Raw genomic sequence first — 11,939 nt, forward strand, 5'->3', positions numbered from 1 at the left:
GGGGCCGGTGGCCTGTTGCCGGGACCTGAAACCCGCTAAAATCGGACGCCAAAGCTCCAAGGTCCCGGTCAGGGGCCGCTGCCGGCCGACCATTGAACGGCCTCAATGCAAACCCAGTAGAAATTTCATGAAGCTCATTCGACTAACCGCCGCCATTGCCCTGGTCGTCGCCGCCGCCTCGCTTGCCTTCGGTCCGGCGCTCGCCGCGGACCCGGTCTTTCCGCCGGGCATGCGGGTCGGTCTGACGCCGCTGGTGGGCCTCGTCCCCGCCAAGGCATTCGTCGGCTTCGAGACCGAGGACCACGGCGTCAGGGTATTGGTGACGGAGCTGCCGGCCGAGGCCTATGGCGAGGTCGCCAACGCCTTCAAGGCCAATCCCGCTGGTGCCGGCGGCATCAAGCCGGAGAGCATCGAGACGTCAGCCGGCCTCGCCTATTACACCACGGAGAGCGCCAAGAATGGCGCCGCCAATGTGCGGCGCTACTCGATGATCCTGCCGGGCAGCACCTTCTCCGGCTATGTCGCCGTGCAGGTCCCCGAGAATGCCGGCAAGATCTATACCGACGACGCCGTACGGCAGATGTTCGCCTCCGCCGCGATCCGCAAGGAAGTCCCGATCGACGAGCAGCTGTCTTTGCTGCCGTTCAAGATCACTGACCTCGCCGATTTTAAGACGGTCCGCACGCTGGCGCCGGGCGCCGCCCTCATCCTCGGCGACAGCGACGAAGCCAAGGGCTTCGAGGTCGCGCCCTTCATGGTGATCGGCCTGATGGGATCGACGCCGGCGCAGCCCGACGATCGCGGCCGTTTCGCCCAGCAGGCCGCAACCACGATCCCCGGCGTCCGCGACGCGCACATGACGATGTCGGAACCGATCCGGATCGACGGCATGGCCGGCTACGAAACCCGGATCGATGCCACCAGCGGCAAGGGCAATACCCCGGTCACCGTGGTGCAATGGCTGCGCTTCGGTGGCCAGAGCACCATGCGGATCATCGCAAGCGCCCCGCGCGACGACTGGGCCAAGGCGTTTCCACGCTTCCGCGCGGTGCGCGATGGAATCCAGCCGCGCGGCTGACCGGGGTCTGGCCAATCGAAGGCTCATGGTTCGAGACGCGCGAAGACGTGCTCCTCACCATGAGGGGTTCATGACCTCATCCTGAAGAGGCCGCAACGCGGCCGTCTCGAAGGATGAACTGGCGAATGCTTCAGGCCGCGCTGTTCGGCTCGTTGCCGTTGGCCGGCGCGCTGGCCTTGGCGCCGCCCTTGGAGACCGCGACCAGCGCCGGCCGCAGCACACGCTCGCCGATCGTGTAACCGGCCTGCACCACCTGGACCACCGTTCCCGCCGGCACCGAGGCGTCCGGGACTTCGTACATCGCCTGCTGGAAATTCGGATCGAATTTCTCGCCCGAGGGATCGAACTTCTTGACGCCGTTCTTCTCCAGGGTGTTGAGCAGCGACCGCTCAGTCAGCTCGACGCCCTCGATCAGTGCCTTGAGGCCGGGATCGGCGGCCGCCTTGGCCTCGGCCGGAACCGCATCGAGCGCACGCTGCAGATTATCGGCGATATCGAGGACGTCGCGCGCGAAACCGGTGATGCCATAGGTGCGCGCATCGGCGACTTCGCGCGCGGTACGCTTGCGCAGGTTTTCCATTTCCGCCAGCGTCCGCAGCATCTTGTCGCGCGATTCCGCGGCTTCCCTGGCGAGGGCCTCGACCGATCCGACTTCGGGATCATCGGGCATGATGTACGGCTTGGAAACGACGGGCTCCGGTCCCTGCGCCGGATTCACCTGTTCATCGCTTTGCCGGTTGGGATCGGTCATAGACTGTCCTCTTGAAAATCGCCTGGAATGAATTTGGGGGGTGCTGGGGCGGGATATCGTGCTTTAGGCGCTAAAAATCAAGCGCAACCCGCCCTCGCCGGGGGCCTTATCCGCCCAGCATCCGGCTGACGATCCGTGCGGCATAGTCCACGGTCGGTATCACCCTGGCATAATTGAGCCGGGTTGGCCCGATCACGCCGAGGACCCCGACGATATGGCCGGCGGCATCGCTGTAGGGGGCGATGATGGTGGAGGAGCCGGACAGCGAGAACAGCTTGTTTTCCGAGCCGATGAAAATCCGCACGCCCTCGGCGCGCTCGGCCCGGCCCAAGAGATCGATCACGCCGCGCTTGGTCTCGAGATCGTCGAACAACAGCCGCACCCGCTCCAGGTCTTCCAGCGCGTGCAGGTCTTCCAGCAAATTGGCGTGGCCGCGCACGATCAGCTGGCGGTCGTCGTTCTCGCCGCCGGACCAGCTCGCGATTCCCGCGGCGATGACCTTCTGCGTCAGCTGATCGAGTTCGGCGCGGTTTTGCGTCAACGCGGTTTCCAGTTCCAGCCGCGCTTCTGCCAGCGTCCGGCCCCTGATCCGCGAATTGAGGAAATTGGTGGCTTCGACCAGCGCCGACGACGGCACTCCCGGCGGCAGCGTCAGCACGCGGTTCTCGACCTGGCCGTCCTCGCTGACCAGGACCACCAGCGCCCGTTCCGGCTCCAGCCGCACGAATTCGATATGTTTCAGGCGCGAATTGGACTTCGCGGTCAGCACCACCGCCGCGGCCCGCGTCAGGCCCGACAGCCGGGTCAGGGCTTCGCCGAGGGCGGCTTCGACCGACTGCCCGCGGCCGATCGACGAAAGCTGGCTCTGGATCGACTGCCGCTCCGCATCGGTGAGATCGCCGACCTGCATCAGGGCATCGACGAAGAACCGCAAGCCCATTTCGGTCGGCAGCCGTCCGGCCGAGGTGTGCGGCGCGTAGATCAGGCCGAGCTGCTCGAGATCGGCCATCACATTGCGCACCGAGGCCGGCGACAGCGGTACCGCGATCAGGCGCGAGATGTTGCGCGAGCCGACCGGCTCGCCGGTCGCCAGGTAACTCTCGACGATTTGACGAAAAATGTCGCGCGAGCGCTCGTTCAGCTGGGCGAGCCCCGCATTCGGCGCGATCAGACCGATCGGATCGTGATGGGCCACAGCGTACTCCCTTGGACCCCCTAATCTGTCCATCTCGGAGGCAGGTTACAAGCAGCCATTCGTCCCTTAAAGGCCTTAGTCCCTTAAAGGTCTTGCCGCTGCTCCTTCCCCCACCTACAAGCACCGCGAGCCCTGCCTTTTTGTCGTATCTTTCGGAGGATCTCCATGCGCCCAAGCCGCCGAGCGCCGGATGAACTGCGCGCCGTGTCGCTGGAACGCGGCGTGGTCAAATATGCCGAGGGTTCCTGCATGGTCAAATTCGGCGACACCCACGTGCTGGTGACGGCCACTCTGGAAGAGCGGCTGCCGCCCTGGCTGAAGGGCCAGGGCCGCGGCTGGGTCACGGCCGAATACGGCATGCTGCCGCGGGCGACGCTGGAACGCACCCGCCGCGAGGCGAGTGCCGGCAAGCAAAACGGCCGCACCGTGGAAATCCAGCGCCTGATCGGCCGCTCGCTGCGCGCCACCGTCGACCTGGAAGCACTGGGCGAGCGCCAGATCACCGTGGATTGCGACGTGCTGCAGGCCGATGGCGGCACCCGCACCGCGTCGATCACCGGTGCCTGGGTTGCGCTCGCCGACTGCATCGGCTGGATGAAGGCCCGCAACATGCTCAAGACCAACGTGCTGCGCGACAACGTCGCCGCGATCTCCTGCGGCATCTATAACGGCACCCCGGTGCTCGACCTCGATTATGCCGAGGATTCCGAGGCCGACACCGACGCCAATTTCGTCATGACCGGCGACGGCCGCATCGTCGAGGTGCAAGGCACCGCGGAAAAAACTCCGTTCTCGCAGGACGAGTTCCTGGCGCTGATGGCGCTGGCGCGCAAGGGCGTGGCGCGGCTGGTGGATTTGCAGAAAATGGCCGTGGCGTAGTTTGACAGGCCCATGCACCGCCGAATCACAGGCAAGCTCGTGGTCGCGACCCATAATCCCGGCAAGCTCGCCGAGATGCGGGAACTGCTGGCGCCGCACGGCATCGAGGCGATCTCGGCCGGCGAGCTCGGCCTCGGCGAGCCCGACGAGACCGGCGACACGTTCCTCGTCAACGCGCGGATCAAGGCGGTCGCCGCCGCCGAGGCCGCGCAGCTGCCGGCCTTCGCCGACGATTCCGGCCTTGTGGTCGACACGCTCGACGGCGCGCCCGGAATCCTTTCCGCGCGCTGGGCCGGCCCGGCCAAGGATTTTGGCGCGGCGATGAGCCGGATCGAACGGCTGCTGCAGGAGCGCGGCGCCAAGGAACCCGCGCAGCGAAAGGCGCATTTCGTCTCGGCGCTGTGCGTGGCCTGGCCGGACGGCCATCTCGAGGAGGTCGAGGCGCGCGCCGATGGAACCCTCGTGTGGCCGCCACGCGGCACCGCCGGTTTCGGTTACGATCCAATGTTCCTGCCCGACGGCCATGGCCGCACCTTCGGCGAGATGACCTCTATCGAGAAGCACGGCCTGCCGCCGCTGGGCCTGGGGCTGTCGCACCGCGCCCGCGCCTTTGTAAAACTGGCGGAGATCTGCCTTGACTAGCGGCGGGCGCACGCACGGGAACAGGCCGGCCTTCGGCGTCTACGTGCACTGGCCGTTCTGCCTGTCGAAATGTCCGTATTGCGATTTCAACAGCCACGTCCGGCATGAGCCGATCGACGAGGAACGTTTCGCGCGGGCCTTCGCCCGCGAGATCGAGACGTCAGCTGCGCGCGCGCCGGGCCGCGAAGTATCGTCGATCTTCCTTGGCGGCGGCACGCCGTCCTTGATGAAGCCGCAGACCGTAGGCGCCATCCTCGACGCGATCGGCAGGCACTGGCACGTTGCCGACGATGTCGAAGTCACGCTCGAAGCCAACCCGACCAGCGTCGAGGCCACGCGATTCGCCGGCTATCGCGCGGCCGGCGTCAATCGAGTCTCGCTCGGCGTGCAGGCGCTGGACGACGCCTCGCTCAAGGCGCTGGGACGCCTGCACACCGCGCGCGAAGCGCTCGATGCGGTCGCGATCGCGCGCCAAATCTTCGAGCGCTATTCGTTCGACCTGATCTATGCGCGGCCCGACCAGACGCCCGAAATGTGGACGACCGAACTGAAGCACGCGATCGCGGAAGCCGCCGAGCATCTATCGCTCTACCAGCTCACCATCGAGGAAGGCACGCCGTTCTTCGGCCTGCACGCCGCCGGCAAACTGAAAACCCCGGATGAGGCGCTCGCGCGCGCGCTGTATGACGTGACGCAGGAGGTCTGCAGCAGCCACGGCCTGCCGTCCTACGAGATTTCCAATCACGCCCGCGCGGGCGCCGAATGCAAACATAATCTCGTCTACTGGCGCGGCGAGGAATATGCCGGCATCGGCCCCGGCGCGCATGGGCGGCTGGATATCGACGGGGTCAGGCACGCGATCGCGACCGAAAAGCGCCCCGAGGCGTGGCTGATGCGCGTCGAGGCCAATGGCCACGGCGTCGTGACCGACGATCTCCTCAACAGCGAAGAGCGCGCCGACGAATTTCTGCTGATGGGCCTGCGACTCGCGGAAGGCATCGACCCCCGCCGTTATGCCGCGCTGTCCGGCCGCGCGCTCGATCCGCGCCGCATCGCGGTGCTGCGCGAAGAGGGCGCCATTGTCGTCGACGACAACGGACGCCTGCGCGTCACGCAGGCCGGTTTTCCCGTGCTCGATGCCGTGGTCGCGGATCTCGCGGCGTAGAGATCTCACCTCGCCCCGCCTGCGGGGAGAGGTCGGATCGCGCAGCGATCCGGGTGAGGGGGACTCTCCGCGCGCACCTTTGCCTAAGCATTTGCTGAAACAGCCCCTCACCCCACCCTCTCCCCGCGAAGGGCGGGGGGAGGGAGCGATCGGCCGAGCGACATAACCTTACGCCCCAAAACTCTTCGGCGAGCCCGCGACCGGCACGGCGCCGGCGGTGGCCACGCGCATCACCGCGAGGCCGCGCTCGTTGGTGCCGTCGGGGCGGAACCGAAACAGGCCGTCGATGCCGGCAAAGCCCGATGGATTGGTCAGCGTCTCCGGCGAAAACCGCTGCGGTCCCTGCGTGCGTGCCAGTGCCGCGACCAGCGCCACCGCGTCATAGGCCAGCGTTGCCGTACGCACCGGCTCGGCGCCGAATTTGGTGCGGTAGCGGCCGGCGAAATTGCGAAAGCCCGACGGATCCGGCGCGGCATAGAGCCCGCCCTGCAAGGCGGGGCTGGCATAGACCCGCGGATTGTCCCACAGGCCCGTGCCGAGCAGCTGGATGTTCTTTAAGTTGGCACCGGCCGCAGTCAGCGCATCGGCCACTGCCACCACCGAATCGCCGTCGTCGGCGATGAACAGCGCATCCGCCGAACCGAGCGCCTGGGCGACGGTGCGTGCCGGGCCGGCGCGGTCGGAGCCGTATTTCTCGAACGCGACGATGCGGCCGCCACGGCGCGGCACCGCCTGCTTGAAGGTCGCCTCCACCACATTGCCATAGGCGTTTTCCGGCAGCAGCGCCGCGAAGGATTTCTTGCCGATGCCGGCGGAGTATTCGACGATCCGGTTGACATCGGATTCAGGCAGGAAGCTCAGGAGAAAGACGCCGCGGCCGGCCACGCTGGAATCAGTGGAGAAGGCGATCACATTGACGCCCTTGGCGCGCGTCAGTTGCGCGGCGGCCGGCACCGAGGAGGCGAACAGCGGACCGAGAATGATCTCGGCGCCTTCGTCGAGCGCCTGCTGGGTGCCCTGGCTCGCACCCTGCGCGCTGCCGGCGTCGTCCTTGATCAGGAGCTGGATGTTCGGGTTCTGGAATTCCGCCAGCGCCATCTCGGCGGCATTCTTCATCGACAGCGCCGCGACGCCGGCATTGCCGGCGGCCGACAGCGGCAGGATCAATCCCACCTTGACCTGCCCGGTGCCGACCGCGAGCGGCTGCTGCGGCGGGCCCGAGGGGCCGGCCTCCGTTTGTGACGAACCGAACGGATTGGAAAACGAGCTGACGCCGGCGCAGGCGCCGAGCAGCGGCGCGCCGAGGATCAGGCCGATCGCCGACCGCCGGGTAGCCCCGGAAGGTCTGGGATTGGCAGGCGCAGATTTAGGTTCGAGCGGCCCCACTATCGCATCTCTTCTCTCGACCGACCGAAATCGGCCAGGCGTCCACCTGCCAACGATCAGGGGGGCGCATTCAGGCATATTGTCGGCGAATAGTTAACCAAAACAAAAGGATTATGGCCGCGATGCGCGGGCCGGGTTGCAGGTCCCGGTTCCCTTCCCGTGGTACAAAATATTCCACGTCACCAGCATCGTGGCGTCTGCGCCGTGTTCCCTTTAGATTGCCGACTATGCGCGCAAAAGCTGTCACGACAAATAGGATTGAAGGCCACAACCCGGAAGGCGCGGAAGCTTTGAACCGCTGCTTTACAGTCGGTGGCCATGTGCTGACCGCGCCGAAGCTGGTTCCCGGGCTTTATCTGGTGGCCACCCCGATCGGCAATCTCGGCGACATTACCCTGCGCGCGCTGGAGACGCTGGCCGGCTGTGACATCATCGCCTGCGAGGACACCCGCATTACCCGGCGGCTGACGGAGCGCTACGGCATCTCGGCGGTCCTAAAACCCTATCACGAGCATAATGCCGCGCTGGCGCGGCCCAAGATCCTTGAAAAGCTGGCGCAAGGCGCCGCCATCGCGCTGGTATCGGATGCCGGCACGCCACTGATCTCCGATCCCGGCTTCAAGCTGGTGCGCGAAGTCTGCGCCGCCGGTATTGCGGTGATCGCGCTGCCCGGACCGTCCTCGGTGCTGACGGCGCTGTCGGTGGCGGCGCTGCCCACCGACCGGTTTTTCTTCGAAGGTTTTCTGCCGCCGAAACAGACCGCGCGCCGGGCGCGGCTGACGGAACTTGCGCGGATCGACGCGACGTTGGTGATGTTCGACTCCGGCAACCGCGTGCAGGACACGCTCGCCGATCTCGCCGCCATCATGGGCGGGCGCGATGGCGCGATCTGCCGCGAACTGACCAAGATGCACGAGGAGATCAAGCGCGGACCGCTCACCGAGCTCGCGCAAGCAGCCGACACGCTGGAGACGCGCGGCGAATTCGTGCTGGTGATCGGCCCGCCGCCGAAGGGCGCGCAGACCATGACCGAGGAGGCGCTGGACGATCTCTTGCGATCCTCGCTGGCACGCGACAGCGTCAAGGACGCGGTGGCGCATGCGGTCGAGCTGTCGGGGCGGCCGCGGCGCGCCGTCTATGCCCGCGCGCTGGAGCTCGCCAAAGAACAAAACGTCCGAGGTGACGATGGCGAAGACTGACGGCGGCGCGCCACCGACAAAACCGGCAAAACCCGCGTCCCCCGAGCGGGTCGCGGCGTTCCGCACCGGGCTGTCCGCCGAAGCCCGCGCCGCCGCTTTTCTGATGGCGAAGGGCTACCGCATCCTGGCAAAGCGCTTTCGCACGCCCTATGGCGAGATCGACATCGTGGCGCGGCGGCGCAATCTCGTCGCCTTCGTCGAGGTCAAGGCCCGCGCCAGCCTGGATGAGGCCGCGTTCGCGGTGACGCCGCGCCAGCAGGCCCGCATCATCGAAGCCGCGCAAGCCTGGCTGATGGCGCATCCCGAACATGCCGAATATGAGCTGCGTTTCGACGCCATGCTGATTGCACCGCGGCATCTGCCGCGCCATCTGTTAGCGGCGTTCGACGCCAGCACCTGAAACCCTGATAACCGCAAGCGGACCCAATCATGAAATTGAACGTCGCCGTCCAGATGGACCCCATCGCGCGCATCAACATCCGCGGCGATTCGACCTTTGCCTTGCTGCTGGAAGCGCAAAGGCGCGGGCACGGGCTGTCTTACTACACTCCGGACAAGCTTTCATTGAAGGGCGAGGAGCTGGTGGCGCCGGTGCAGGTGCTGTCGGTGCGCGACGAGTCCGGCGATCACTTTACGCTCGGCGAACCCCGCCGCGAGCCACTGGCGCAATTCGACGTCATCCTGCTGCGGCAGGACCCGCCCTTCGATCTCGCCTACATCACCTCGACGCATTTCCTGGAGCGGATCCACCCGAAGACACTGGTGGTCAACAACCCCGCCTCCGTGCGCAACGCGCCGGAAAAGATTTTTGTCATGGACTTTCCACAGCTGATGCCGCCGACCTTGATCTCGCGCGACCTCGACGAGATCAACGCCTTCCGCGACGAGCACGGCGCGGTGGTGATGAAGCCGCTGCACGGCCATGGCGGTGCGGCGGTGTTTCGGGTGATGCCGCAGGACATGAATTTCGGCTCGCTCTACGACATGTTCTCGGTCACCTTCAAGGAGCCCTGGGTGATCCAGCGTTTCCTTCCCGAGGTCAAACACGGCGACAAGCGCATCATCCTGGTCGACGGCGAATTCGCCGGTGCCGTCAACCGCGTGCCCGCGCCCGACGATCTCCGCTCCAACATGGTGCGCGGCGGCGCCGCGCAGGCCACGGAGCTTAGCCCGCGCGAGCGCGAAATCTGCGAGACGCTGGGGCCGAAGCTGCGCGAGCGCGGCCTGTTGTTCGTCGGCATCGACGTCATCGACGGCAATCTCACCGAGATCAACGTGACCTCGCCGACGGGCATCCGCGCCATCGCCCGGCTCGGCGGCCCGGATGTCGCGGCGAAGATCTGGGACGTGATCGAGAAGAAGCGGGGCTGACAATACTCGTCATGCCCGGGCTTGACCCGGGCATAGGCGAGCGAAAGGCGACGCCGTCCTTCGGACGGCTATGCCCGGCCATGACGACAGTCGTTTGCGCCGTAGAGCAAACCCGGAGCTATGGCGGCACTGTCGGCTAGCATACGTTGTGATCGACCTCGAATCATGACTCAGAGGCCCACCTTGGCCGACCAGGAAAACCCAAAACCGCCCGGCATCCTCTACGAGGACACCGGCGGCCTCGCCCCGCTGGTGTATTTCGACATCGTCGCGGCCTACGGGGCCATGCACGGCGCCGTCGAGGTCGAGTTGGCGACCCGCATCCTGGTGCCGAAGACGGATGGCGCCACCGAGGTGAAGTTTCTCTCGTCGGGACGGTTGCGCTGCAGCCCGACCGCCGCCGCGAACCTGCGCAACGCACTCGATGCCGCGCTGAAGATGCTGGAGCAGCCGCAGGCCAACGCGGTCGCGACCACCACGATGAACTGAGAGGCGTGTTTCGCCTGGGGTGGAATCGTGGACGAGGCATGGCACGGCCGGATGGTTCGAGACGCGCGGCGCCGCCGCGCTCCTCACCATGAGGGGTCTCAGACCTCATCCTGAGGAGCATCGCGAAGCGATGCGTCTCGAAGGATGCGAGGCAGCAAGAATTCTTCTTACTCCCGTCATGCAGCCGACGCGTTTCTGCTGCACGCTTTCCGAACAACGGACACCCCTTGTCAGCCCGCAAAACCGGGCGCAACCTGTCGTTGCCTGACGGATCGAAGCGGCGCGACCCGCGCGGGCGAAAACGCAAAAAACTCATAGAATCAGTGGAGGAACACGCATGACATACCATGTTTCGCGACGATCCCTGCTTGCCCTCGGCGCCGGTCTTGGTGCCTCAACCCTGCTCGGCGGCAACGCGCTGGCGCGCGCGGCCAAGGTCGGGACGCAATCGCCCTATTTCCACCGCTTCATGCTCGGCGGGGCCGAGGTGACGGTGGTTTCCGACGGCCCGCTGCCGCTCGGCCCGCCCAAGGGCACCTTCACGGGCGCGACCGACGACGAGATCAAGAAAATGCTGACGGACAATTTCCTTTCGCCCGACAACATCGTGCTCGAGCAGAACTCACCGATCGTGAACATGGGCGACAAGCTCGTGCTGTTCGACACCGGCATGGGGACCTCGCAGGCCTTTGGCTCGACCACGGGCCGCCAGCAGAAGAGCATGGCGGAAGCCGGCATCAAGCCGGAGGACATCGACGCGGTGGTGTTCTCGCACGCCCATATCGATCACATCGGCGGCGTGGTCGATGCCAGCGGCAAGGTGCTGTTCCCCAACGCGCAATACTACATCGCCCAGAGTGATTTCGATTACTGGACCGATGAAGGCAAGCTCGGCAGCCCGCTGAAGGATTTTGTGATTCACGCCCGCAAGAACCTGATGCCGATCCGCGACAGACTGGTGTTCTACAAGGACGGCCAGGAATTCCTGCCCGGCGTCCAGGCGCTCGCAGCACCGGGCCACACCGTCGGCCACACCATGTTCCTGGTCACCTCGGAAGGAAAATCTTTTGCTTTCTTAGGTGATCTCACCCACCACCAGATCCTGCTGATGGAACATCCGCGTATGGAATTCTCTTACGACACCGATCCCAAGCAGGCGGCGGATTCACGGGTGAAGATGCTGGACATGCTCGCCGCCAACAAAATCCCGGTGATGTCGTATCATTATCCGTGGCCGGGCTATGGCCATGTGGTGAAAACCGGGGAGGGGTTTCATTATTTGCCTGAGCCGATGCAGATGTTGCTCTGAGGGGAAATCGCGCGCGGGGGTGGGTCAGTGGCCTACCCCCGCAATTCCCATTACAAATCGCCGACCCACGAATGGCGGCTTTCCAGATGGACGGCGTTCGCGGGCTTCGGGAACGTTGGGTCCGCAAACGCGCCGGCAGCAACCGCCGTCAGGTCGGGCAGGCGTTCCGGCTTCCAGAACACCGTCGAGCCGCAGTCGGGACAGAAGTGGAAGGTCACGCGAAATCCGCTGTCGGCTTGGCGCACATAAAGGCTGGAGCGGCCATGCGTGACGACGTCCTGCTCGCGAAAGAACGCGGCGATGCCGTAGGTGCTGCCGGTGCGCTTCTGGCAGGCGAGGCAGTGGCAGAGCGATACTCTCTGGGGTTCGCCCTCGCAACCCACCCGAAGCCTTCCACAGGAACAACTCGCGGTTCGCGTCACGAAAATCTCTCCGTGTGATCGAGGGCTTTTTTGCGCTTCGGTCGCCGAATTGC

Annotated in this window: 13 protein-coding genes; 9 read left to right on the forward strand and 4 right to left on the reverse strand. The window is 65.7% G+C overall.

Going from position 1 to position 11,939, the window contains the following annotated elements:
- Positions 1-127 precede the first annotated feature (127 nt).
- Entirely contained in the window at positions 128-1,078 is a 951-nt protein-coding gene (locus tag B5525_RS09655) for a hypothetical protein (RefSeq protein ID WP_079565801.1), read from the forward strand.
- A 130-nt stretch (positions 1,079-1,208) separates the two neighbouring features.
- On the opposite strand, the gene grpE is transcribed toward B5525_RS09655, so the two are convergent.
- On the reverse strand, positions 1,209-1,829 hold the full coding sequence (gene grpE, locus B5525_RS09660) for a nucleotide exchange factor GrpE (protein ID WP_079565802.1): 621 nt from the start codon (positions 1,827-1,829) through the stop codon (positions 1,209-1,211).
- Positions 1,830-1,935: 106 nt separating this feature from the next.
- Entirely contained in the window at positions 1,936-3,024 is a 1,089-nt protein-coding gene (gene hrcA, locus B5525_RS09665; protein ID WP_079565803.1) for a heat-inducible transcriptional repressor HrcA, read from the reverse strand.
- 165 nt (positions 3,025-3,189) lie between these two features.
- On the opposite strand from hrcA, the gene rph reads away from it, so the two are divergent.
- From rph to hemW, 3 genes are read left to right on the forward strand one after another with little or no spacing between them, the layout of a single operon-like run.
- The gene (rph, locus tag B5525_RS09670; protein ID WP_079565804.1) at positions 3,190-3,903 is read left to right on the forward strand and encodes a ribonuclease PH; all 714 of its coding nucleotides are present in this window, start codon (positions 3,190-3,192) and stop codon (positions 3,901-3,903) included.
- A 12-nt stretch (positions 3,904-3,915) separates the two neighbouring features.
- Positions 3,916-4,545, forward strand: a complete 630-nt coding sequence (gene rdgB, locus B5525_RS09675; protein WP_079565805.1) for an RdgB/HAM1 family non-canonical purine NTP pyrophosphatase — start codon at positions 3,916-3,918, stop codon at positions 4,543-4,545.
- Positions 4,538-5,710, forward strand: coding sequence for a radical SAM family heme chaperone HemW (gene hemW / locus B5525_RS09680; protein WP_079565806.1), 1,173 nt, complete (start codon positions 4,538-4,540; stop codon positions 5,708-5,710). The genes rdgB and hemW overlap by 8 nt, the downstream gene beginning before the upstream one ends.
- 168 nt (positions 5,711-5,878) lie before the next feature.
- On the opposite strand, the gene B5525_RS09685 is transcribed toward hemW, so the two are convergent.
- Complete coding sequence (locus tag B5525_RS09685; RefSeq protein ID WP_244568020.1) at positions 5,879-7,099, reverse strand: penicillin-binding protein activator; 1,221 nt, start codon at positions 7,097-7,099, stop codon at positions 5,879-5,881.
- A 224-nt stretch (positions 7,100-7,323) separates the two neighbouring features.
- Here B5525_RS09685 and rsmI point away from each other — a divergent pair, with 224 nt between their 5' ends.
- From rsmI to B5525_RS09710, 5 genes are all read left to right on the forward strand, one after another.
- The gene (rsmI, locus tag B5525_RS09690; protein WP_079565808.1) at positions 7,324-8,295 is read left to right on the forward strand and encodes a 16S rRNA (cytidine(1402)-2'-O)-methyltransferase; all 972 of its coding nucleotides are present in this window, start codon (positions 7,324-7,326) and stop codon (positions 8,293-8,295) included.
- On the forward strand, positions 8,282-8,695 hold the full coding sequence (locus B5525_RS09695; protein WP_079565809.1) for a YraN family protein: 414 nt from the start codon (positions 8,282-8,284) through the stop codon (positions 8,693-8,695). Before rsmI ends, B5525_RS09695 begins: the two co-directional genes overlap by 14 nt.
- 29 nt (positions 8,696-8,724) lie before the next feature.
- Positions 8,725-9,666: a glutathione synthase gene (gene gshB / locus B5525_RS09700; RefSeq protein WP_079565810.1), complete on the forward strand. Its 942-nt coding sequence runs from the start codon at positions 8,725-8,727 to the stop codon at positions 9,664-9,666.
- A gap of 165 nt (positions 9,667-9,831) precedes the next feature.
- A complete protein-coding gene (locus tag B5525_RS09705; RefSeq protein ID WP_244567863.1) occupies positions 9,832-10,155 on the forward strand; it encodes a hypothetical protein in 324 nt (107 codons plus the stop codon).
- Between the two features lie 337 nt (positions 10,156-10,492).
- Positions 10,493-11,464, forward strand: a complete 972-nt coding sequence (locus B5525_RS09710) for an MBL fold metallo-hydrolase (protein ID WP_079565811.1) — start codon at positions 10,493-10,495, stop codon at positions 11,462-11,464.
- A 50-nt stretch (positions 11,465-11,514) separates the two neighbouring features.
- On the opposite strand, the gene B5525_RS09715 is transcribed toward B5525_RS09710, so the two are convergent.
- On the reverse strand, positions 11,515-11,886 hold the full coding sequence (locus B5525_RS09715) for a GFA family protein (protein WP_079565812.1): 372 nt from the start codon (positions 11,884-11,886) through the stop codon (positions 11,515-11,517).
- Positions 11,887-11,939: the final 53 nt, after the last annotated feature.

It is taken from the genome of Bradyrhizobium erythrophlei, from assembly GCF_900129505.1.
Classification (GTDB): Bacteria; Pseudomonadota; Alphaproteobacteria; order Rhizobiales; family Xanthobacteraceae; genus Bradyrhizobium; species Bradyrhizobium erythrophlei_D.